The organism is Sanguibacteroides justesenii (genome assembly GCF_003204205.1).
Classification (GTDB): Bacteria; Bacteroidota; Bacteroidia; order Bacteroidales; family Marinifilaceae; genus Gabonibacter; species Gabonibacter massiliensis.
This window is the reverse complement of the sequence record NZ_QJPL01000005.1, coordinates 342,555-362,709: the sequence shown is the minus strand read 5'-3', so window position 1 is coordinate 362,709 and position 20,155 is coordinate 342,555. Positions and strand designations below refer to the sequence as shown.

20 protein-coding genes, 1 tRNA gene, 1 rRNA gene and 1 pseudogene are annotated in these 20,155 nt (G+C 41.5%); 9 read left to right on the top strand and 14 right to left on the bottom strand.

All coding sequences use genetic code 11. The features are described 5' to 3' along the window. The first annotated feature begins 171 nt into the window (after positions 1 to 171). Positions 172 to 282: ribosomal RNA gene (gene rrf / locus DMB45_RS10395) — 5S ribosomal RNA — on the top strand. 146 nt (positions 283 to 428) lie between these two features. On the opposite strand, the gene dapA is transcribed toward rrf, so the two are convergent. Further along, on the bottom strand, positions 429 to 1,310 hold the full coding sequence (gene dapA / locus DMB45_RS10390; protein ID WP_110688752.1) for a 4-hydroxy-tetrahydrodipicolinate synthase: 882 nt from the start codon (positions 1,308 to 1,310) through the stop codon (positions 429 to 431). A gap of 6 nt (positions 1,311 to 1,316) precedes the next feature. Continuing rightward, a complete protein-coding gene (locus DMB45_RS10385; RefSeq protein ID WP_041502477.1) occupies positions 1,317 to 1,826 on the bottom strand; it encodes a DUF6913 domain-containing protein in 510 nt (169 codons plus the stop codon). A 164-nt stretch (positions 1,827 to 1,990) separates the two neighbouring features. Here DMB45_RS10385 and DMB45_RS10380 point away from each other — a divergent pair. Beyond that, a tRNA-Arg gene (locus tag DMB45_RS10380) sits at positions 1,991 to 2,063 on the top strand. Between the two features lie 254 nt (positions 2,064 to 2,317). Next, on the top strand, positions 2,318 to 3,226 hold the full coding sequence (locus DMB45_RS10375) for an AAA family ATPase (RefSeq protein WP_041502476.1): 909 nt from the start codon (positions 2,318 to 2,320) through the stop codon (positions 3,224 to 3,226). Positions 3,227 to 3,386: 160 nt separating this feature from the next. Here the strand turns inward: DMB45_RS10375 and DMB45_RS10370 are convergent, their stop codons facing one another. From DMB45_RS10370 to folE, 7 genes are all read right to left on the bottom strand, one after another. Then, a complete protein-coding gene (locus DMB45_RS10370; RefSeq protein ID WP_041502475.1) occupies positions 3,387 to 4,865 on the bottom strand; it encodes a GldG family protein in 1,479 nt (492 codons plus the stop codon). Next, on the bottom strand, positions 4,865 to 5,605 hold the full coding sequence (locus DMB45_RS10365) for an ABC transporter permease subunit (protein WP_041502474.1): 741 nt from the start codon (positions 5,603 to 5,605) through the stop codon (positions 4,865 to 4,867). Before DMB45_RS10365 ends, DMB45_RS10370 begins: the two co-directional genes overlap by 1 nt. A 4-nt stretch (positions 5,606 to 5,609) precedes the next feature. Continuing rightward, positions 5,610 to 6,533 (bottom strand): ABC transporter ATP-binding protein, encoded by a 924-nt coding sequence (locus DMB45_RS10360; protein ID WP_041504746.1) that lies wholly within the window; start codon positions 6,531 to 6,533, stop codon positions 5,610 to 5,612. A gap of 116 nt (positions 6,534 to 6,649) precedes the next feature. Then, the gene (locus DMB45_RS10355; protein ID WP_041502472.1) at positions 6,650 to 7,693 is read right to left on the bottom strand and encodes a LacI family DNA-binding transcriptional regulator; all 1,044 of its coding nucleotides are present in this window, start codon (positions 7,691 to 7,693) and stop codon (positions 6,650 to 6,652) included. Then, the gene (locus tag DMB45_RS10350; protein WP_070807440.1) at positions 7,668 to 9,770 is read right to left on the bottom strand and encodes an HD family phosphohydrolase; all 2,103 of its coding nucleotides are present in this window, start codon (positions 9,768 to 9,770) and stop codon (positions 7,668 to 7,670) included. The genes DMB45_RS10355 and DMB45_RS10350 overlap by 26 nt, the downstream gene beginning before the upstream one ends. 90 nt (positions 9,771 to 9,860) lie before the next feature. Further along, positions 9,861 to 10,736, bottom strand: coding sequence for an ACP S-malonyltransferase (fabD, locus tag DMB45_RS10345; protein WP_041502471.1), 876 nt, complete (start codon positions 10,734 to 10,736; stop codon positions 9,861 to 9,863). An 11-nt stretch (positions 10,737 to 10,747) separates the two neighbouring features. Next, entirely contained in the window at positions 10,748 to 11,374 is a 627-nt protein-coding gene (gene folE, locus DMB45_RS10340) for a GTP cyclohydrolase I FolE (RefSeq protein WP_041502470.1), read from the bottom strand. A 202-nt stretch (positions 11,375 to 11,576) separates the two neighbouring features. Here folE and DMB45_RS10335 point away from each other — a divergent pair, with 202 nt between their 5' ends. Both DMB45_RS10335 and floA read left to right on the top strand, forming a co-directional pair. Then, complete coding sequence (locus DMB45_RS10335) at positions 11,577 to 12,044, top strand: NfeD family protein (RefSeq protein WP_041502469.1); 468 nt, start codon at positions 11,577 to 11,579, stop codon at positions 12,042 to 12,044. 10 nt (positions 12,045 to 12,054) lie between these two features. Next, positions 12,055 to 13,029 (top strand): flotillin-like protein FloA, encoded by a 975-nt coding sequence (gene floA / locus DMB45_RS10330; protein WP_041502517.1) that lies wholly within the window; start codon positions 12,055 to 12,057, stop codon positions 13,027 to 13,029. A gap of 16 nt (positions 13,030 to 13,045) precedes the next feature. Here the strand turns inward: floA and DMB45_RS14915 are convergent, their stop codons facing one another. From DMB45_RS14915 to DMB45_RS10305, 4 genes are all read right to left on the bottom strand, one after another. Then, positions 13,046 to 13,219 carry a hypothetical protein gene (locus DMB45_RS14915; RefSeq protein WP_154665519.1) on the bottom strand — a complete coding sequence of 58 codons (174 nt, stop codon included), beginning with the start codon at positions 13,217 to 13,219 and terminating at the stop codon, positions 13,046 to 13,048. A 526-nt stretch (positions 13,220 to 13,745) separates the two neighbouring features. Beyond that, positions 13,746 to 14,594: a 50S ribosomal protein L11 methyltransferase gene (prmA, locus tag DMB45_RS10315; RefSeq protein WP_059025361.1), complete on the bottom strand. Its 849-nt coding sequence runs from the start codon at positions 14,592 to 14,594 to the stop codon at positions 13,746 to 13,748. 49 nt (positions 14,595 to 14,643) lie between these two features. Then, positions 14,644 to 16,005 (bottom strand): TrpB-like pyridoxal phosphate-dependent enzyme, encoded by a 1,362-nt coding sequence (locus DMB45_RS10310; protein ID WP_110688750.1) that lies wholly within the window; start codon positions 16,003 to 16,005, stop codon positions 14,644 to 14,646. Between the two features lie 243 nt (positions 16,006 to 16,248). After that, entirely contained in the window at positions 16,249 to 16,662 is a 414-nt protein-coding gene (locus tag DMB45_RS10305) for a helix-turn-helix domain-containing protein (RefSeq protein ID WP_059025363.1), read from the bottom strand. Positions 16,663 to 16,989: 327 nt separating this feature from the next. Here DMB45_RS10305 and DMB45_RS10300 point away from each other — a divergent pair, with 327 nt between their 5' ends. Beyond that, positions 16,990 to 17,229: a hypothetical protein gene (locus tag DMB45_RS10300; protein WP_146216439.1), complete on the top strand. Its 240-nt coding sequence runs from the start codon at positions 16,990 to 16,992 to the stop codon at positions 17,227 to 17,229. A 429-nt stretch (positions 17,230 to 17,658) separates the two neighbouring features. Here DMB45_RS10300 and DMB45_RS10295 read toward each other — a convergent pair. Beyond that, positions 17,659 to 17,892 (bottom strand): annotated as a pseudogene (locus DMB45_RS10295) (ATP-binding protein); the annotation flags it as partial. A gap of 216 nt (positions 17,893 to 18,108) precedes the next feature. On the opposite strand from DMB45_RS10295, the gene DMB45_RS15045 reads away from it, so the two are divergent. The 3 genes from DMB45_RS15045 to DMB45_RS10285 all read left to right on the top strand — a co-directional run bounded on the left by DMB45_RS15045 (position 18,109) and on the right by DMB45_RS10285 (position 19,953). Next, on the top strand, positions 18,109 to 18,369 hold the full coding sequence (locus tag DMB45_RS15045; RefSeq protein WP_317046868.1) for a DUF6549 family protein: 261 nt from the start codon (positions 18,109 to 18,111) through the stop codon (positions 18,367 to 18,369). Between the two features lie 98 nt (positions 18,370 to 18,467). Next, positions 18,468 to 18,665 (top strand): DUF6549 family protein, encoded by a 198-nt coding sequence (locus DMB45_RS14910; protein ID WP_237143300.1) that lies wholly within the window; start codon positions 18,468 to 18,470, stop codon positions 18,663 to 18,665. A 79-nt stretch (positions 18,666 to 18,744) separates the two neighbouring features. Further along, a complete protein-coding gene (locus DMB45_RS10285; RefSeq protein WP_059025365.1) occupies positions 18,745 to 19,953 on the top strand; it encodes a site-specific integrase in 1,209 nt (402 codons plus the stop codon). Positions 19,954 to 20,155: the final 202 nt, after the last annotated feature.

Here is a 20,155-nt window from a genome sequence, read left to right as displayed (position 1 = left end):
CCGCAGGTGTAAAGCCGGTGACGACACAGCCGAGCGGTACTAATAACCCGATAAACTCTGTCGGTTGTTTCATTTCCGCGTTCGATGTCCCTCTCCATTCAAATAGCTTTAGGTTTGACGCTATAGACGTTGAATTTTTTTAAAGGTATTTAAAAGTATTAAAAGGTATTAAAAGGTATCTACAGCGACGGTGATCCACCTCTTCCCATTCCGAACAGAGAAGTTAAGCCCGTTAGCGCCGATGGTACTGCCGCGAGGTGGGAGAGTAGGTCGATGCCGAATTTAGGGAGAAGCCACGAGAGATCGTGGCTTTTTTATTTTAAATTTTAAATTGTAGATTAAAAACGGAATTCAATCTACAATTTAAAATCTACAATCGTCAATTTACAATCGTCAATCCTTTAATTTCTCAATCCCTTTTCAGCGGATTATAATTCATTGATTTGAACAGTCAATTTTTGGTAAAGTTTTTCACTAACCTCAGTTAGAGGAGTTCTTAGTTTATTGCATGCGATTACTTTTTTCAGGTGTAAAGCAGCCTTTATTCCCGCTGGGTTACCTTCTTCAAAAAGGGCTTTGCATAGTTCCGACAATTCAAAATGGATCTTTCGGGCTCCGTCGAATTTCATCTCGGAAGCTAAATGCACCATGGTTGTAAATTCCTTGGGAAAAGCATTGGCAATAACGGAAATAACCCCGCAACATCCGATCGACATTAAGGGTAAGGTTATTCCATCGTCACCGGAAATGAAAAGAAACTTTTCCTGCTTGTCTTTTAGAATAGCCGTTGCTTGTTCGAAATTGCCGGAGGCTTCTTTTATACCTATGATATTCTTGAAGTCATGAGCCAGTCGTAATGTTGTTTGAGCAGCCATGTTGACGGAGGTTCGTCCGGGTACATTATACAATATCACGGGTAGAGACGATTTTTCTGCTATCATCTTAAAATGGCGGTACAGACCTTCTTGAGAGGGTTTGTTATAATAGGGGGTTACGCTTAAAATGGCATCGGCCTGCGGAACATAAGGTAGTGTATTCAAATCCTGTAATACTTGTTGTGTATTGTTCCCGCCGACTCCCAAAACTAAAGGAAGCCGTCCTCCGTTTTGTTCCGCGATAATGTTTACTACTCGTTCTTTTTCTTCGGCCGATAAAGTTGCAGCCTCGGAAGTCGTTCCTAAAGCTACTAAATAATCTACGCCGTTATCTATGACGTGATCAACTAATCCCCGTAATGAAATTTCATCTACTTGGCCGTTATTCGTAAAAGGAGTAATCAAAGCAACTCCTACACCCGAAAATTTTTTCATTTTAACCTAATTTACTTTACTCAATAACCTTGAAATACGCTCTGTAAACGTATCGATGTCGTTCACATCCTCAAATATGATATCGTTTTCGAAACTACTGCGTCCCATGCCGATCTTGCATTTTGCCCTGGAATTTCTCACAATATAATCAGGCAGGACATTCGGTTTCAATGATAAATCAATCCATAAATCGTAAGCATTCTCCACACATCCTTTTAGTTTGCTGTCTGAAAACTTTCCACTGTAAGATATGCAGTCTTCATTCACGCAAAATGTCTTCGGTATGACAGGCAGCGGTCGCCCCGGTTCGAGAAAAACCAGAGCATCCACATTCATGTGTTCCGATAAAAGATTCTTCAGTCTTTCTACTTTATCGAATGGGATATCACTTTCTACCCAGAAAATCATGCAACTCCGTGCTGTTTTGAAATTGTGAAAGGAGAGTTTTCTCTCGAACTCCATTTGTTTTCCTTTCAAATTCCATCTCTTCCATTTCCTGAATATTTTCTTAAACATACACTTTGATATTAATCATTGAACAACCCTATACAAAAATAATAATTAAAACAAGATTCGGACCATTTTCTTCTTTTTAGAAATAAAAAAACTATTTGAAAAAAATCAAATAAAGACTTGCAGGTTCGTCAAAGTTTATCTATCTTTGCATCGCAAAACAAGAAGGACTCGTAGCTTAATGGATAGAGCACTTGGTTACGGCCCAAGAGGTTGTGGGTTCGACTCCCGCCGAGTTCACGAAATGGAGTGAGAAATCTTAAATCGTTGATTTTTCACTCCTTCTTTATTTTATACAGGTATGATAAACTCCCGTTTTCAGGTCAGAACTCTGTTATTTCATCTTAATACCAGACTTTTGAAGAGGTACTCTCGATACAAATTGAAATTAAATATTTTAGAGATCGTATAAAAATAAAATAATACTATATTTATACCCTTTTACGAACAGGTAGATAAAATAATATAAGTATTTAATATTTCAATGTTTACACATGAGACATATTACGATAACAGGAAGTCTGGGAAGTGGTAAAAGTGTGGTTTCCTCTATTTTAAAAGAGCGATTGGGGCTGGAAGTCGAGTCGATCGGAAGTCTTTTGAGGAGGATGGCTCAGGATTACGGAATGAGTACAAACGATTTCAACAAGTACATGGAAACGCATCCTGAATTTGACCATGAATTGGATAATTTCGTCAAAAGTGAAGGCCTAAAGCCGACTCCCAAAATATTCGATTCCAGGTTAGCATGGCATTTTATACCGCAATCTTTTAAAGTGTATTTATACGTAAAAGATGAAATTGCCGCCGAACGTGTTTATAATGACGTGGGAAGAATCAACGAAAAACATGAAAATATCGGAACTGCTTTAGCTAATATCATTCAACGCCGGAACAGCGAGGTACATAGATTTAAAGTTCAATACGACGTCGATTTGGAGAAACTTTCAAATTATGATTTGGTGGTGGATACAAGTTACTCTTCTCCATCGACGATCGCTGATATTATTATTGCAAATTATCGCAATGGAACCTCTTCCCGTGAAGTTTGGTTGTCTCCCTACACGCTTATTCCGATGAGAAGCTGTGAAGAAATTTCTATGGAAAGTGCTCGATGGGTCGATAGCGAATTGAAAAAGGCCGGTTCGCATCTTCAAGCTCCTATCGACGTAGTTGTATTCAATAATAAGTTTTATATTTATGACGGGCACAAGAGGGTATTGAATGCGGTCCATAAGGGTGTTTCCTTGCTATCATGCAAGCTGATGAATGTTAAAGCTGACGAAACGTTGGCTTCCGGACAGGTTATTCAGGAATATATTCAAGAGAATTGTAAAGAGAAGGATTTGCGTGACTGGAATAAGCGGATAACCAGTCTGAAAGGTAAAGCGGATGAAAAGTAAGGATGGATGTATTTTTTATTCCGGGTTCGACCTCTTTACATTGTCTATTCTTCCCCCGATTTCCTCATCATAGTGAATTTTAATTTGTTGATTGTAAATTAGAAGAATTCTGTAATTTAGGGATTCGAATTTAATCCCTAAATCTTTAGATCTACAATCGTCAATCGATATACCCGGGTTGAGAGCGTCGTAAGCGTTTGATCTTGCTCTTTCTGTACATAAAAAAGGCAAGCGCAAGGATGCATAATATAGGAAGAAAGAAATTGAAGTTTTTACAGAATATTTTTGTCCCGTCACTGATGGGTGGTAGTACCTGATGGGTAATAAATTTATTTCTCAAATTGATTAATCCGGAATCGTCAGCTAACCATTCGATGGAATTTACGGCAAACGTGGTGTTATCATGGTTGGGGAAGTTGTAAATATCATTTTGCATAAAGTCGGCATCCGTGATCACGACAATCGCACTGTTGTTGTCTTCATTGGTAAGTAAGGCGGCTACGGTATTGTTCGGGTGATTAAAATCGTGTTTTGTCCAGGTCTTCATCAAGTTAAAGAACACGGGTATTTCTTCGACGCCTGAAATAGAAGAGGACTTGGCTAATGAAGTGAATACGTAAGGATGGGTTGTTTTTACATTCTTAATGCTACTGGCAAATTGAAGAACGATGGCATTTAGTCCTTTGGTAATGATGTGTTTGCTGAAGTTCCGGATAATCGGGATATAAGGGAAAATAGTAATATGTCTGAATTGGTTTTGTTTAATGGTTATCGTACCACAACTTCTGTCTACGATGAAATCGTATTCGATTTTTAAACCGAAATTTTCCAGCATCTCTTCGATGCCGACCTGATTGATAAATCCGGTATTCTGGTTGTGTCCGATTTGCCCTACTGCATGATTCAAAGCGATATAAAGCCGTCCTCCTTGTTCCAGGTATTCTTCTAAGCGACGAATCTGTTGCGGAAGGAATTTTTCTTCAGGACCTACAATGCAGATTACTTTGTAATCATTTAAATTCGTAAACTGGTCAATGTATATGAAATCGATATGTCCCATGGATGAAAGTTCGTTGATCACATGGGATATATTACTTAGCGGTATTTCGTTGTGTCCCCGCAAAAATCCGATTCTGGGTTTTAACGTATCACACGCTTCTTTCAGTATTCGGGTCATCTCGTATTCCATAGACATGTGAGAGGAGAGATAAGGAATGGTCGTTCTGCGATCCCCTATCCTGATTGTTGCGCCGAAAAAAACAGTTTGGGTAAAAATCTCATTGATTTCCTGGGGAATATACTCTATTCCGGCATCCAATGCCGCATGCTTTTTCTCCTCGTTGTCCGGATTGATCGTATTTATGGTGAAACCTTTATTACTGAGACTTTTGTATTCTTTGAGCAGGTTTTTGAACTCTTTCTCTACTTTTTTCTTTTCCTGACTGATATCTTGAGAGATATAAAGATCGATGGTAATGTCTTTATCTGTTTTTTTTATGAAAGATTTACTTACCTGACTTAACGAGTATTTTTTATTCGAGGTCATATCGATTCTTACGAATGTGAAATAAGCTACGATATTCACTATAATCAATAGGACGATCAAATAAGCCGGATGATAAAATATTTTGTTTCTCATCAGTTATTTTTTTTAGGTTGAATTCTACTCTTATTCATGACGTATTTCGTCAGGTTAAGAAAGAAGATAATAATTGAAAAGAAATAGATGATATCTTTTGTATCGATGATTCCGCGCGAGAAAGAATCGAAATGCTCTCCCATGGCAAGGTAATGGAAAATATTCGTCAGAAGCCCCGTCCCGAATAATTCCGCGATCCATTCGAATAACTTTTGAAAACAAAGTCCCACTCCGATACTGATGAAAAACGCGAATAAAGGGTTACTGGTAAGAGAGGAGGCGAACATACCGATACTGATGTAGCAACTGCTTACTAAAATCAGCCCGATATAACCGCATATGCCTACCGCGTGATCGATATGCCCTAAGTAGGCAAGGGTAATATAATAAGAGAGTGTTAGTACCAAACAAAGGACGACCTGTAATAGAATGGCACAGAATTTTCCCCAGATGATTTGCCACGTTGTAATGGGTTTGGATAGGAGGAGTTCATAAGTGCCGACTTTGCGTTCCTCGGCGATACTTTTCATGGTGAGGAAAGGGATCAGAAAAAATAAGGCCCAGTAAAAGATGTTGAAAAGATAACTGAGGGGTACGAGTCCGATAGAGAATATGTTAGACCAGGAGAACCAACATATAAAACCTGTCACTCCGAAAAAAACGATGAGAGCGATGTAAATGAGTATAGAGTTAAATGTAATTTTCAGTTCTTTGTTTATTAATGTTTTAACCGTACGCATACCTCTAATTTTGAGTGACTTTATGAAATATATCTTCCAGACGCGCTTGTATAGGGGTCAATTCCGTTATATACCAGTTGTTGTCGTGGCATAGGTCAAATAGGATCTTTTCGATCTCTTCCCCTGGGGTATATTCTAATTCGAATGTTTGCTTGTTTAATTTATCGATATTTTTTATTTGAGGTAATGAAGAGAGAGCTTCATAAATGCGAGTGGTTTCTCCTCCCTTTATCGCTAATCGAAGACAGTGTTCAGAGGCTGATTTTCTACGAAGTTCCGAAGCCGTTCCGTCTGCTACTATTTTTCCATGACTCATGATCATAACACGGTCGCAAGTCGTTTCGATTTCGGTAAGAACATGTGAACTTAATACGATTGTCTTATCTTCTTTCACTTTTTTGATGATATCCCGGATTTCGATGATCTGATTCGGGTCAAGACCTGTCGTCGGTTCGTCCAAAATGAGAATATCGGGATCATGAATGAGGGCCTGGGCCATTCCGAGACGTTGACAATACCCTTTGGACAATTCTCTGATTAATTTGTGTTTTTCATTTTCCAGGCCGCATAGTCGTAACATATCCAATACCCTGGCAGTCGTTTTATAGCGGGGGATATTATATAGTTTGGCAATAAAGAACAAGAAATCGATGACATTCATTTCGTTATATAACGGATTATGTTCTGCCAGATAACCGATTGTTCTTTTTATTTTTGCCTTGTGTTTGTGTATAGAGTAATTCCCGTAAAAAATATTTCCCTCATCCGGATAAAGGAATCCGGACAAAATTTTCATGATAGTTGTTTTGCCAGCTCCATTCGGTCCTAAAAAACCGGTAATTTCCCCTTTCCTCGCGGTGAAAGAGATCGATTCCACGGCTTTTTTGTGTTTAAAAGATTTGGTTAAATTTTCAACGACGATATCCATTGGGCTGCTGCTATTAGTTTTCTACAAATTTAATGATGTAGTCTTGGGCTATAGGTGGTTTAACAATATTTAACCATGTGATTAACAAGGTTTTAGACTCCTAACTTTAAATATGATTAATTATTATGTAATATTTGTCGTTTACGGTTTGACGAGTCCCGAACGATTAATTCACAATTCACGATTTCTTCTCTTATTTTGGCGTGCCTGTTATTTAGAATTTGTTCGAAAAGGAGTTCAGCCGCAATTTTCCCTATTTTTTCCGGAAATTGATTGATTGAACTGACGGTGGGCGACATGTATCTGGATCGTTTCGTGTTGGAGAAACCGACCAGTGCGACATCTTCCGGTATACGTAAGCCTGCTTCTTTCAAGGCTTCGATTGCCCCGATAATTAAATCGTCGTTGATTCCGAATATCGCTTCCGGGATATCTTTTGCGGCGATGATTTGCTGAACGGCTTTTTTGCCCGCTTGGACCGTATAATCCTCACAATAGCAGACGTAATGAGGTTTTACTTCCAAATGATTACTTTCCATGGCTTTTAAATACCCCTTCATCCGGTTGCCTCCGATTGTGATTTGTTTCGGTCCTGTAAGTATAAAGATCTTTTTTGCGCCAACTTCCACGAGGTGTTGTACGGCTTGAAAGGCTGCGGTCAGTCCGTCAGTGACAACCCTTGATATTTCAAACTTATCGGTTGTCCGGTCGAATAGAACAACAGGAATTCCGGCCTCCTGTATATTTTTAATATGGTCGAACGTACGAGTTTCGTGGGCTAAGGATAAGATAATTCCATCTGCACGGGTTCCCAATAAGATGTCGATGCTTTTCATTTCTTTTTCGAAACTTTCGTTGGAGGAGCTGACTAACACGTTGTATCCGTATTTATCAGCGACCTCCTCAATCGTTTTTACGACGGTTGCGAAAAAGGTGCTGACGATTTGGGGTACGATAACTCCGATCGTGTAACTTTTATGTGTTTTTAGGGCTACAGCAATGGGATTGGGTTTATAACCTACCTTTTTTGCCAGATCTTGCACGGCTTTCCGGGTCTTTTCGCTAATTTCGTGATTATCTTTCAGTGCCCTGGAAACGGTAGAGACAGAGATATTCAACTGTTCGGCAAGGTCCTTAATCGTTATCGGTTTTTGACTCATGATCTGTAGGTTTACTATCTTGTTGTTTTAATTTCGGATAAGCAATACGGGCGTGATATACGTTTACTAACATTTCCGTGTATACTCTTTTCACCGTCGAGATATCTTTAAACGTAATATCGGCATTGGCAAATCTTCCTTCTTTGAGTTGATCGTCGATGATATTATTTACCAGTTTGGCGATATTCTCTTCGTTTTTTATTTCCAAAGCGCGAGAAGCCGCTTCCACGGCATCGGCCATCATAACGACGGTACACTCTTTGCTCATAGGGTCGGGACCCGGGTAAGTGAAGAGTTCTTCGTCTATCTCCTTATCGGGGTGTTTATTCTTGTAAGAATAATAAAAATATTTGACTTTACTTTTACCGTGGTGGGTTCGGATGAAGTTGATGATGGCTTCCGGTAATTTGTATTTGTTGGCTAATTCGACTCCTTTCGTCACGTGTCCGATAATGATTTGTGCACTTTCGTCGAAGTCCAGTGTTTTGTGCGGACTGATTCCTCCGGATTGGTTTTCGATGAACATGATTGGATCGTAGGTTTTTCCGATATCGTGATACAGGGCTCCGGTCCGGGCTAATAGAGGACTTCCCCCGATATGGTATATGGCTTCTTCCGCCAGATTGGCTACCATTAACGAATGCTGAAAGGTTCCGGGAGCTTTTCTGGTTAATGTACGTAAAACAGGATGATTGGGATTAGAGAACTCCATCAAGCTGATTTCGGATGTGTACCCGAATAGTTTCTCTACTAAGTAGAGTACCGGGTAAGTCAGGCTGAGCAAAAGGACATTAATCATCAAAAAGAGGATGTCGAAAAGCTGACGAGGTAATAGGGTCCCGTTTTGTATGAGGGTAAATGCCCCGTAAACGAGTGTATAAGTAACGAAGATAAATGCGATAGCCAAAAATAGTTGCCCGCGGCGTTGTAATTGGGATAAACTAAAAATGGCAACGATACCGGCGGATACCTGCATGAAGAGATACATGTAACTGTTCGGCGAATAGTAAGATACCAGCATGCTTGTGCCGATTAATAGGTACAAAGCCGGACGAGGACCGAATAAAATATTCACGATGATCGGACAAAAAAGTACCGGAATCGCCAGGATGTTGATATCCCGGAAATAACAGAGACTTCCTAACAGGATCGTGAGTAGGAACATGCTGTAAAGAAAAAGGAAATCTTTATTGTTATAAAAGAGTCGTTTCCTTGAGAAATAAAGAAAAATAGAGAAACTGATAAGGGCTATCAGTGTCAGTATTGTTTGAGCGACGATCATTTTTATCCTGTCGCCAGAAGAGCCGAGATCTTGTTCGTGTTCGATTTTGAATGATTCCAATATCTTGTATTTTTCCGGTGTGACCAACTCGTCTTTTAGAATGATAACCTCACCTTTCCGCACCATTCCCTGTGTCGGACTGATGTTCTTGATCGCGTTGTCTAAGGCTAAACCTGTTTTTAGTGCGTCGTATTCCAGATTCGGGATGAGATAATTGTTCAGATCCATTCCGATTAATTCCTCTTTTGCCTCTTGAGGTATATTCAGTTTGTGAATAAAATCCGTTAATGTTTCATATGCTTTTTTAAGCGTGTATACCTGTTCGAAATTTTCCTCAAAAGCGATGTTGTTTTTTACGACGAGAATGGATTTGATATTGCTTTTGCTTAATTTCTCGGGCAAAAGAATGATACCTTTTTGGTAGATTTCTTTTAATTTCGCAATGATTTGGTTAATGGCTTTACTATTACCTCTATTTTTTAGACTGTTAATCTTTTCAGTAAATTTGCTTAGTTGTCCCGTTATTAATGCTTCGTTGAAATTGAAAATAGGTAATTGCTCTTTCTTGACTTTTTCAATTTCGGCCATTTTTTCTTGGGACGTTTTATGTATGGGAAAATCCATGGGAGAGGTTAAGGTTCCGTATCTCCAGGGCATTCCTTTTTGATAAGTATATTTAAATCCTTCTATTTTGGGTAATAAGGATACAATGATACCACAAATAATAATGATTATGACTATTTTGAAAAAATGTTGTAGTCTGCGATGTTTGTTGTTCCTTGTACTGTTTGACATAATGATCTCAATTGAATGACGCTCCCCTAAATCGGGGAATAAAGATACAAAAAATTTTAAAGCCCCCCATCCGGGAGGCTTTAAAATCATTTATTGAATACCTGCTGTCTCTGCGTCTGGATTCACTTTTTTAATAAGTCCCTGTAAGACTTTTCCGGGTCCGATCTCAAGGAAAGAAGAAGCTCCGTCCGATAACATGTTGCGAACCGTCTGGGTCCAACGTACGGATGCTGTCAATTGTGCGATTAGATTTGTCTTAATCTCTTCCGGGTCCGACACGGGAGCGGCGTTGACATTTTGATATACCGGGCAAGAAGGTTGGGAAAATTTGGTGTTCATGATAGCTTCTGCCAATTCTTTGCGGGCCGGCTCCATTAAAGGAGAGTGGAAAGCACCTCCAACGTTCAAGGGTAGTACTCTTTTTGCCCCGGCGGCTTTCAGTTTCTCGCAAGCGATTTCGATACCTTTGTTGCTGCCGGAAATCACAAGTTGACCCGGGCAATTGTAATTAGCCGTAACGACAACCTCATCGATTCCGTGCAGAACCTCCTCTACGGTTTCGTCGGGTAAACCTAATATTGCCGCCATCGTTGATGGATTGGCTTCGCAAGCTTTTTGCATGGCTAATGCTCTCGCGTGTACCAATTTCAGACCATCTTCGAACGATAGAGTCCCATTGGCGACCAACGCGGAAAATTCTCCTAAGGAGTGGCCTGCAACCATGTCCGGTTTTTCGTTCAATGATTTGGCTAAAATAACAGAGTGAAGAAAGATGGCCGGTTGGGTTACTTTGGTCTGTTTTAAATCCGCCTCCGTTCCGTTAAACATTAAATCGGTGATACGGAATCCCAGGATTTCATTCGCACGTTCGAATAATTCTTTTGCTTCCGGCGAATTTTCATATAGATCTTTACCCATTCCGACGAATTGGGCTCCCTGTCCGGGAAATACAAATGCTTTTTTCATATGTTTCTGTTTTAATGAAATTTGTTGCTGATTAACCGTATGAACTCTTCTCTCGTCGCTAATTTTTCAAAAGCACCGCTAAAATCGGAAGTCGTCGTAACGGAGTGTTGTTTTTGAACGCCGCGCAGAATCATGCACATGTGTTGTGCTTCAATGACAACGGCAACGCCCAACGGGTTCAACGTGTTTTGAATACACGTTTTGATGTCGTGGGTCAGACGTTCCTGAACCTGCAATCTTCTGGCAAAGGCTTCAACCACTCGTGCAATTTTACTTAATCCGGTAATATATCCGTTGGGGATATACGCTACATGAGCCCGCCCGATAAAGGGGAGCATATGATGTTCGCATAAAGAATATATTTCGATATCTTTTACTATAACCATCTGTCTGTAATCCTCTTTAAAAAGAGCCGAGCGCAATATCTTTTCGGGATCCTGCGTGTAACCCTGCGTCATGAACTGCATGGCTTTGGCAACACGGTAAGGTGTTTTGACAAGGCCTTCCCGGCATGGATCTTCTCCGAGTAATTTGATAATTTCGTTATAGTGATAACTTAGTTTTTCAGTTCTTTCTTTGTTAAAACATTCTATTTTATGATAGAATTCGTTGTTGTTGTCTGTTTCAAAGTCCATCATTCCTCTTTCTCTTTATGAAATTAGATCTATGCGATCAATTATGCAAATTGAAGTGCAAAGTAAATACAAATATTTTAGATTAGGGTTGATGATGAGAAATAAAATGTTCTATTTCTGACGGGAGAAGCTAATTTACCTCTTTATTGATAGGATTTTAATAAAAAAAATATACCTTTAAACGAAAATTTAAATCAAAAGTATTATGGAGTGGTTGGTGCTTATTATGTTGATTCTAATAGGTTTTGTTCTATTGATTATGGAGTTTTTGGTTTTTCCCGGGGTAAATGTTGCCGGGGTTATCGGTTTTGTTTGTATCGGAGTCGCTATTTATATGGCATACAGCAGCATGGGAGTGTGGGAAGGACATTTTACGGTACTGGGTACAGCCGCGGGAGGTATTGGAATTACTTATTATACGTTGAGATCTAAGACTTGGAAACGTTTGCAGTTAAATACCCAGATCGACGGAACGGTTGAAGGAATCGATCGTTCGATACAGGAGGGAGATACGGGATTGTGTCTGGGAAGGTTGGCTCCGATGGGAAAGGTAAAGGTCGGGGACCATATTGTGGAAGGACAGTCTCAATCCGGTTATATTAACGAGAACAGTGAAGTCGTGGTAATAAAGGTTTTAAAGAATAAGATTATTGTTAAACTAAAAACAGAATAGAATGGATGGAATGGTTTTATTGATTGTTGTAATAGCCGGAGGACTTTTCCTGCTTTGGATCGTACTCTATTTTATACCTATCGGATTGTGGTTTCAGGCTTTGGTATCGGATGTAAAAGTATCTCTTTTGCAGTTGGTATTGATGCGTTGGCGTAAAGTTCCGCCTTCTGTCATCGTGAGGGCTATGATCGAAGGGAAAAAAGCCGGCTTGGAACTTTATCGGGATTTATTGGAAGCACATTATTTAGCGGGAGGCCATGTGGCACAAGTTGTACACGCGTTGGTTTCAGCTTCTAAAGCAAATATCGATTTGACTTTTCAAATCGCAACGGCAGTAGATTTGGCAGGTCGGGATGTTTTTGAGGCCGTGCAGATGAGTGTGAATCCTAAAGTGATCAATACTCCTCCGGTGGCGGCGGTGGCAAAAGATGGAATTCAGCTGATAGCCAAAGCGAGAGTGACCGTGCGGGCCAATATCCGACAGCTGGTCGGGGGTGCCGGTGAAGAGACCATTTTAGCTCGTGTCGGTGAAGGGATCGTCTCTTCCATCGGATCGGCTAATTCGCATAAGGAGGTATTGGAAAATCCCGATTCGATCTCCAAGGTAGTTTTGAATAAAGGGTTGGATTCGGGAACCGCTTTCGAGATACTGTCTATTGATATTGCTGATATTGATATCGGTAAAAACATAGGAGCGGAGTTACAAACGGATCAGGCGGATGCCGATTTGAAGATAGCACAGGCTAAGGCGGAGGAACGTCGAGCTATGGCTGTCGCTACCGAGCAGGAGATGAAAGCATTGGCTCAGCAGATGCGGGCTAAGGTGATCGAGGCGGAAGCCGACGTCCCTCGGGCAATGGCGGAAGCTTTCAGAAACGGAAATTTAGGAGTAATGGATTATTATCGGATGAAAAATATAGAGGCCGATACCACCATGAGGGAATCCATCGCGAAACCGAATGATAAAAAAACTCCCCGCAAGTAAAAGGATGCGATTCGGGCTATACAGGAAAAAGACGCCGCCGTTTCAGGGCGGCGTCTTTATTGTCTCCTCCATGTTTCGGAAAAGTGGATACCGGGAAGATCCCGCGGATCGTAGCGGGAGGCCGTTCGATATCAGGTTCTCCTGTTCGATGAGATGCCGGATACAAGGCGGGACGGATTAAATCGTTCATTCCGGCGCTCAGAACGATAAACTTATTATTTTTTGCCTTCTTGCACGTACAAAACGCGGGAAATATGGTTACCGCATTGACCGACTGATGAACGTCCCGGTTCGGAATGGATTTTTTGATTCGGAAGTGCTTGGAAAAATGTTTTGAGTCGTTGAAAACAGGCTGCAAAATCGGGTATCAAGTGATTTGTGGAATAGTCACTATCAATGCCCAGACCTTCTCCGAAATTAATTCGGCTGCCTTTTGAATGCGTCGGGCCGAGTCCGCGGATGTTCTTCGAAATTTTAATACGTTCATGATGTTTGTATATGTTGTTTGATATAAAATAAAAAAGCCCGTGTAATTTACACGGGCTTTTTCCATAGTTTTGACTGAAAACAGTTCATCGGCATGCAAATAATCTTTGCATGCACATAAGTTTGTATGAGTTGTTAGTAAATATCATTATTCTTTATTTTTTGCGTTGCAAATTTATACATCTGTTTTCGATTTGCAATAGATTGTTAAATATTAAACAAATTCACATTTATTTGTTGAATATTACAACAGCCCAATTCTCTTTTACGTTGTGAGATTTGAATCTGAGTCCTAAGTTTTCTGCTTCTTCCTGAATTTTGGGCAGGTCCTGTAAATAGAAGCCGCTCATAATCAAATACCCGTTTTCATTAAGGACAGAGGTGTAGCGATGCATGTCATTTAGCAGGATATTGCGGTTTATATTAGCTAAAATGATATCGTAATTTTGTTGTGCTCGTAATAGATTCGCGTCACCGATTTTAATACGTACGTTGGATATACGGTTTGTTTTTAAGTTTTCCACGGCATTATTATATGCCCATTCGTCGATATCGATTCCGGTTACTTCAGATGCTCCCGATTGGGCTGCCATAATGGCGAGTATTCCTGTTCCGCACCCCATATCCAGTACTTTTTTATTTTTGATTTCCGGTTTGATTTCTAATATGGTTTCGAGCATGAGGGCTGTGGTCGCGTGGTGACCGGTACCGAAACTCATCTTCGGATCGATGATTATTTCATGCTCGATGCCGGGAATGGAGGCGTGAAATCCGGCTCTGACCAAAATCCGGTCTTTAACGATGATGGGGGTGAAATTTTCTTCCCACACTTTATTCCAATCCTGGTTCTCGACTTGAGTCGTTTCCCATTTGATTTGGTATTCTTGCTCGAAAAACGGGAGTATCTCCATCCGCGAAATGGCGTTCTTATCGTATTGTTTGCTGGGGATGTAGGCTTTGAATCCTTCGTCAGTATAGGAGAAGCTGTCGTAACCTAAATGGCCGAGTTCCGAGATAAGAGCATCCGTGATATCTTCGGAATAGGGGGTAATGTGAAAATTGACTTCCGTGTAATACATGCTATCTAATTTTTTGCAAAAGTAGCAAAAAATTAGATAGCTATGCTCTTCACATGAGTTTATCCAATCCTTTTAAAGATCGGTTGATTTCAATATCCGGGATTTGAAAATCCGAGAGGTTTCCGTTTAGGTATTGTTCATAAGCGAATAAATCGATCATACCGTGTCCGGACAAATTGAAAAGGATGGTTTTTTCTTTTCTTTCTTCTTTGGCGATCAGAGCTTCCCGTATGGTTTGTGCTATGGCGTGGGTTGATTCCGGTGCGGGAATGATACCCTCGGTTTGGGCGAATAGAATACCAGCCTTAAACGTTTCCAGTTGCGGGATAGCCGCGGCTTCTATCAAGCGATCTTTCAAAAGTTGACTCACGATCATGCCTGCCCCGTGATAGCGTAATCCTCCGGCGTGGATATCTGCCGGTTGAAAATCGTGGCCTAAGGTATACATCGGCAATAAGGGAGTTAGACCTACGCTATCTCCGAAGTCGTAATGGAATTGTCCTCTGGTCAGTTTCGGACAGGATTGAGGTTCGACAGCGATGATCCGGGTGTTTTTATTCTTTTTTAGCTTTCCGCGTAAAAAAGGAAAAGAGATCCCGGAAAAGTTAGAACCGCCTCCAAAACAACCGATAATGATATCCGGTTCCGCTTCTGCCTTTTGCATTTGTAAAATGGCTTCTTCTCCGATAATCGTTTGATGGAGCAGTACATGGTTCAATACACTACCTAAGGAGTAATTTGTATACGGATCGCGGGCTGCCATTTCTACGGCTTCGGATATGGCAATGCCTAAACTGCCTGATGAATCGGGATGTTCTTGTAATATTTTTCTTCCGGCCTCGGTAAGTGTACTGGGGGAGGGAATTACATCGGCACCCCAGGTATTCATCATTAGTTTTCGATAAGGTTTTTGACCGTAACTGACTTTTACCATAAATACTTTCAGATCGATTCCGAAATGCTGGCAGGCGAAACTGAGAGCGGTTCCCCATTGGCCTCCTCCGGTTTCTGTCGTCATTCGTTTGATACCTTGTTTATAGTTGTAGTAAGCTTGTGGAATCGCCGTGTTGGGTTTATGCGATCCGGCCGGGCTCGTCCCTTCGTTTTTAAAATAGATTTTAGCAGGAGTATCCAAGGCCTTTTCTAACGCATAAGCTCTCACGAGAGGGGTTGCTCTCCATATTTTATACAACTCTTGTACTTCATCGGGAATCTCGATATAGGGTTCCGTTGCGAACTCCTGGTTTATGAGTTCTCGAGCGAACAAGGGAACAAGATCCTCTTTTTTTAAGGGAAGTTTTGTTCCCGGGTGGAGGGCCGGTAGCGGTTTGTTCGGCATATCGGCCACGATGTTATACCATTGCGTCGGCATCTCTTTTTCTGAAAGCAGAATTTTTTTAGTCTTTTTCATAGTATGAAATTTGTAAGTGAATAAAAAAAGAAGCGAGCCTACTGTAGTAAACAATAGGCTCGCCTGAAATCTTTATGCAATACAATTACATAACCTCATCGTTTACTACGAAGTTTAAATAGGTGCCACCACCAATTTAAGGTTATGTATCGTTTCCTTGTCATGTTTCGTATTCTATTTGTGGGTGCTAATATAGAATATTCTTTTTTTCGATACAACTCTTTCTCCGGTTATTTAGATTTATTAGAGTTCTTTATTCTCTACGCGACGTGTCAATCGGTCTTCCAATTTCCCGATCTCCCGGTTTAGCAACTTGATCTCTTGATCCCTTTGGTGAATAAGTTCCTGTAAATATTCTATTTTTTGTTCTTTTTTGATGCATTCTTCACAAAATCCGTAAGCATTCCGGTTAATATGGCGGACGATTTTTTGATCATTAAACATATTACCGGCATTGGTTATGAGCCAATTGGCATTTAATTCCGGATAAAGTTCAACAATTCGAATGATATGCTTTTCTGAAATTTTTTCTCTGCAATTGATCCAATTACTGACTTGTTGACGGGTTTTCAAACCTAATTGTGAGCGCAATTCCTCTTGACTAATATGTTTTTCTTCTAAGAAATCGTCAAGTCTTTGATTTATTGTCATATCCATGATAGAACGATTCTAAATTTCAATACATGTATTGATTCCCATACATATTTATTCACAAAATCAATACTTTTGTCCTAAATATCGTTTATAATTTAATGATAAATATGGATAATTACCATAATTAGAGTGGTAGATTATTTAAAAGAGACTGTCATGCAACCAGACAGTATTTATAAAGTGTGCAGGGTGTCGATGATTCATTTCATCGGCACTTTTCATTTTCGGGGAAAAGAATAGGGGAAAGAGAAGGCTTCGGGTGAAACTTTTTATGTATACATCCGTAAGGGAAAGTGTTGGAACAACTTGTTAATTTAAACTGGGAAAAAAATGAAAACTTGTAGAAGAATAGGATGGATTAATTTGTTAATGGTCGTTGCGGCTTTAACGTTTGTTGCTTGTGGAAATAAGCAAAAAAATCAAAATGCGAATCAAAAGTCGGTAACGCAATCTCAATCGGTACCTGATTCTACGGATGTTGTTGTCGAAGAATCGGAGGTTCTTATCGTAACGGATAGCATCGCCCCCGATACAACGGCTCCGGCGAAGCAAACCAAACCTACGAAGTAAGGAAAAGAGGCGGTCTCTATTTGGACTACTCTTTTGGTTTTTGACTGATTGATTATCAGTACTGGTTTTGCTGAGAATTGCGCATCTGTCTTTGTAAGTATACATAGATGGCATGGACAGCCAACTAATTGCGAATACAAAGGTATATGAAATTTTTGGATTGAAACACAGAAAGAGAGTCTCTTTTACCGGAATGCGTATACAAAACAAAGCGACGTGTGTAGGGGGGCAATTTTACCGTACATGCGCCGCTTACTTATTCCGCTGATTATTATTCGTCTATATTGGTTGATGTTACGTACTCTCCATTGCTATTGGTTGCAGTCGGAGTTCGGTATTGTCCACTTGCCGAATCAGGAATATCTCCTTGAAACGGGTTTGACGAGCAAGCCTATGTGCTCGTGTTCGAGAATGTGTTCCATGCCTTTAGCGGAACGATGCCCCGCGTATAAGGCGTTGGATGGCCGCATCGGTGCGGTAATCCCATTCCCTGGCAAGCAACATGTGCAGAAAGGAGTCGATTGTCATTGTCTCGGCCATAGTAGAGGTTAGGCTTTCAGTGGAGGCGGTAGTCATGCCGCGGAGTTTCATATGGTTCATCGGTTCGACCGTCAACGTGTTGCGGGACAGTTTAAAGCTCGTGCTTATCTGCTTTATTCCCATCCCCAATGCATGACATTGGAGAATGTTTGCTATCTTTGTTGCATAGTAGAATGATTTTATCCCACCGGTCAAGACGGGAATCAAATCTACGAAAACACCTCTGTCAGACAACGTTCGGCAGGGGCATTTTTATGTTGGTATCAAGGGGGATGTTTATTTGGCACAAAGGGGCAGAATCGCTTGGTTTATGGGGGCAGCTTCCGCTGGATATTCCAGATGGCGGCTTTCGTGGTTCTCGGCGGAGTCATATGGTTACGACACCGACATGCCGTGCGGCTGAGGACGGAACGGTACCGTTACCAATCAAATAGTACGGCGCTGCTTTCTGAGGTAAAGCGCATGCAGGTTGATTCGGTGACGATGGCGCTTGCTTCCGAGACATTGCGGTTGACTCTCGGCGCATATAAGCGGTTCAGGGCGGAAGATGCCGCATCCCTCAAGCGGCTCCGGGTGAAATTAAAAACCTTGAAGCAGTGACACGGCATGAGTTGGAGGTTGCAGGTCCCATTGATGCGGCTATCCGCGATACGGTCGTAGGGCGGGATACGGTTTCGGTTCTGAGACGGAAAGTGTAGATGATTACGCCGTACATCCGGTTGGCCGGTATTATCGAGGATAACCGGCCGCATGGTAAGATGCGGGTAGCGGTGACGTTGCATCAGGCTGTATGGATAGAATACCGAGGTTGGTGGTTTTGGAGTCGGGTGAAGGCGGTCTATCAAACGATTTCGGGTGACAATCCGTATGCGGAATCAGGTATTCCGAATGTATAGGAATACGTAAAAATAAAAATAGGAGCCTTCATTTTTTTAATGAAGGCTTTTTTATTGGCTGAAATCAAAAACAAATCGTATGGCAACAGTAAAAGTGAAATTTCGTGCTTCTACCATCCCGACGAAGGAAGGCACAGTATTTTATCAAGTGATTCATAACCGTGTGGTACGACAAGTCAATCCCGGTTACAAACTCTACCCGGATGAATGGGATACGGCAAACGCGGAAATCGTCTTTCCTCCGGGTATAGAAAGCGGTCGCCGGAATTATCTTGTTTCCTTGAAAAGCGCTTTGGCGGAAGATGTCAGACGTTTCAAAGGCATCATCACCCGCTTCGAACGGGCGGCCCGGGACTATACGGCCGAAGAGGTGGCGGAACGCTTCCTTGTCTCGGCGGACAGCGGAGGGTTCATGTCGTTCGGCCGTGAACTTGTGCGGCAGTTGAAACAAATCTGCAAAATGCGTACCGCCGAGCGTTATACGACCGTCCTGAACAGTTTCGGAAGGTTTCTCGGGGAGAAGGACGTTCCTCTGGACGAGGTGGACTCCCACCTGATGGTCGAGTATGAAATCTTTCTGCATGCGAATGATGCGTGTCCGAATACCTCATCCTACTATATGCGGGGATTACGGGCCATCTACAACCGTGCCGTCGAAAAGGAACTGACCATACAGCGCAGCCCTTTCAAGCACGTCTATACAGGAATCGACAAGACCGTCAAACGTGCCGTGCCCTTGAAAATCATCCGGCAGATAAGGAAACTCGACCTGACATTGTTTCCGGCCATGGACTTCGCCCGGGACATTTTCATGTTCTCGTTCTACACACGCGGAATGTCGTTTGTGGATATGGCCTACCTGAAAAAGAAGGACCTGCAAAACGGTATACTATCATACCGCAGGCAAAAGACGGGTCAGCTACTTTTCATCAAATGGGAAAGACCGATGCAGGAGATCATCGACAAGTACGATACGGGCGGGAGTCCCTATCTGCTGCCGATTATAAAGAACGTGAATGCGGATGAACGCTGGCAGTACAAGAATGCCGCGCATCTGGTCAATAGTAAGCTTAAACGGCTCGGTGAAAAACTGGGACTGGCCATGCCCTTGACGAGTTATGTGGCCCGCCATGCGTGGGCTTCCATCGCCAAAAGCAAGAACGTGCCGCTGGCAACCATCAGTGAGGCGATGGGGCACGATTCCGAGAAAACTACGCGAATCTATCTGGCTTCACTGGATACGTCCGCTGTGGATAAGGCCAACAGCCAGATATTGAAATCTTTGTAAGTGATGAGGTCGCCGGAGTTTGTCGGACAATAGTAAAGTTCTCTTTTTAAGAGAAATAGTACGCAGTTGCAAAATTAGTGAAAACGTGGCAAACATTAAATCTCGGACAGATAAAAAAAAAAAAAAATGCCTGCACAAATTAAAAATAGCGTAAGTCTGCTTTGTAACCCGTAAAATTCTTTTTAAGAGAAATAGCATACAG

Excerpts from the sequence above, each read along its gene's own strand:
- dapA (WP_110688752.1), bottom strand. The coding sequence starts at position 1,310 with ATGAAAAAATTTTCGGGTGTAGGAGTTGCTTTGATTACTCCTTTTACG.
- DMB45_RS10385 (WP_041502477.1), bottom strand. The coding sequence starts at position 1,826 with ATGTTTAAGAAAATATTCAGGAAATGGAAGAGATGGAATTTGAAAGGA.
- DMB45_RS10375 (WP_041502476.1), top strand. The coding sequence starts at position 2,318 with ATGAGACATATTACGATAACAGGAAGTCTGGGAAGTGGTAAAAGTGTG.
- DMB45_RS10370 (WP_041502475.1), bottom strand. The coding sequence starts at position 4,865 with ATGAGAAACAAAATATTTTATCATCCGGCTTATTTGATCGTCCTATTG.
- DMB45_RS10365 (WP_041502474.1), bottom strand. The coding sequence starts at position 5,605 with ATGCGTACGGTTAAAACATTAATAAACAAAGAACTGAAAATTACATTT.
- DMB45_RS10360 (WP_041504746.1), bottom strand. The coding sequence starts at position 6,533 with ATGGATATCGTCGTTGAAAATTTAACCAAATCTTTTAAACACAAAAAA.
- DMB45_RS10355 (WP_041502472.1), bottom strand. The coding sequence starts at position 7,693 with ATGAGTCAAAAACCGATAACGATTAAGGACCTTGCCGAACAGTTGAAT.
- DMB45_RS10350 (WP_070807440.1), bottom strand. The coding sequence starts at position 9,770 with ATGTCAAACAGTACAAGGAACAACAAACATCGCAGACTACAACATTTT.
- fabD (WP_041502471.1), bottom strand. The coding sequence starts at position 10,736 with ATGAAAAAAGCATTTGTATTTCCCGGACAGGGAGCCCAATTCGTCGGA.
- folE (WP_041502470.1), bottom strand. The coding sequence starts at position 11,374 with ATGATGGACTTTGAAACAGACAACAACAACGAATTCTATCATAAAATA.
- DMB45_RS10335 (WP_041502469.1), top strand. The coding sequence starts at position 11,577 with ATGGAGTGGTTGGTGCTTATTATGTTGATTCTAATAGGTTTTGTTCTA.
- floA (WP_041502517.1), top strand. The coding sequence starts at position 12,055 with ATGGTTTTATTGATTGTTGTAATAGCCGGAGGACTTTTCCTGCTTTGG.
- DMB45_RS14915 (WP_154665519.1), bottom strand. The coding sequence starts at position 13,219 with ATGAACGATTTAATCCGTCCCGCCTTGTATCCGGCATCTCATCGAACA.
- prmA (WP_059025361.1), bottom strand. The coding sequence starts at position 14,594 with ATGTATTACACGGAAGTCAATTTTCACATTACCCCCTATTCCGAAGAT.
- DMB45_RS10310 (WP_110688750.1), bottom strand. The coding sequence starts at position 16,005 with ATGAAAAAGACTAAAAAAATTCTGCTTTCAGAAAAAGAGATGCCGACG.
- DMB45_RS10305 (WP_059025363.1), bottom strand. The coding sequence starts at position 16,662 with ATGGATATGACAATAAATCAAAGACTTGACGATTTCTTAGAAGAAAAA.
- DMB45_RS10300 (WP_146216439.1), top strand. The coding sequence starts at position 16,990 with ATGAAAACTTGTAGAAGAATAGGATGGATTAATTTGTTAATGGTCGTT.
- DMB45_RS15045 (WP_317046868.1), top strand. The coding sequence starts at position 18,109 with ATGGCGGCTTTCGTGGTTCTCGGCGGAGTCATATGGTTACGACACCGA.
- DMB45_RS14910 (WP_237143300.1), top strand. The coding sequence starts at position 18,468 with ATGATTACGCCGTACATCCGGTTGGCCGGTATTATCGAGGATAACCGG.
- DMB45_RS10285 (WP_059025365.1), top strand. The coding sequence starts at position 18,745 with ATGGCAACAGTAAAAGTGAAATTTCGTGCTTCTACCATCCCGACGAAG.